2 protein-coding genes are annotated in these 730 nt (G+C 67.9%); one reads left to right on the plus strand and one right to left on the minus strand.

Annotated elements, in window-relative coordinates:
* Positions 1-488: hypothetical protein (locus CN97_RS21055; RefSeq protein WP_035715332.1), on the plus strand; the 488-nt coding region annotated here is incomplete at its 5' end.
* Positions 489-542: 54 nt separating this feature from the next.
* On the opposite strand, the gene CN97_RS21060 is transcribed toward CN97_RS21055, so the two are convergent.
* Positions 543-730 (minus strand): hypothetical protein (locus CN97_RS21060; RefSeq protein ID WP_169743210.1); only part of this gene is annotated, 188 nt, incomplete at its 5' end.

The following is a 730-nucleotide window of genomic DNA, read 5'->3' on the forward strand; positions in this document are numbered from 1 at the left end:
CCCGTATCTCCCAGCCGCGGGGGGGCAATGTGAGGGGGGATATCACCCTGACCCTCATGGGAGGCAACCCGTTCCGTCCCGGGGATCGGGTCTTCATGTCGGAGGACGGGACGCTGAAACCCGGCGATCCGAACTGGGCGATCCGCTGGGGCACCGATACGCGCAGCGCGCGTCAGGCGGACAATCCCTCACCCTTTGCGGATTACCGGGTGATCGCGACGGGGCTGGAATTCGTGATGGCGGCGCAGGCGCTGGGGATCGTCCAGCCGTCCTGGAAGGCGAGCCTTGTGGAATATGCCCGCCGCACCGTTCCCCCCACGGGGCGGGAGTTCGGCGACTATCCCTCTGCGCAATGGCCCTATCCGCATATCTCCGAGGACGAGGTGACCGGGCACAACAATCCCCGCGACACATGGGGCCTGCGCCTGTGGCGCAAGCATTGGCCGGAGCTGGCCGAAATCCCGCAGAGACCCGCTTCGGCGCCGTGAACGGGTTCTGCGGGGCAGGGTCGTGATGGGCTGAGGGCCGATTGCCCGCCAAGGTCAGCGCCAGCGTCCCTCGCCATCCGGGGTGACATCGAGTTGGCTCGGGGCACGCAACGCGCCGATCCGCGCCCCGAAATGCTCCATCAGGCCCTTTGGCGCGCGGAACAGCCAGGGGGCAAAGCGATCCGTGATCCGGCGCAGCGCAATGGCCAGAGCGACACAGGCGAGCGTCACTGCCGGTACGG

The sequence above is a fragment of the Haematobacter massiliensis genome (genome assembly GCF_000740795.1).
Lineage (GTDB): Bacteria > Pseudomonadota > Alphaproteobacteria > Rhodobacterales > Rhodobacteraceae > Haematobacter > Haematobacter massiliensis.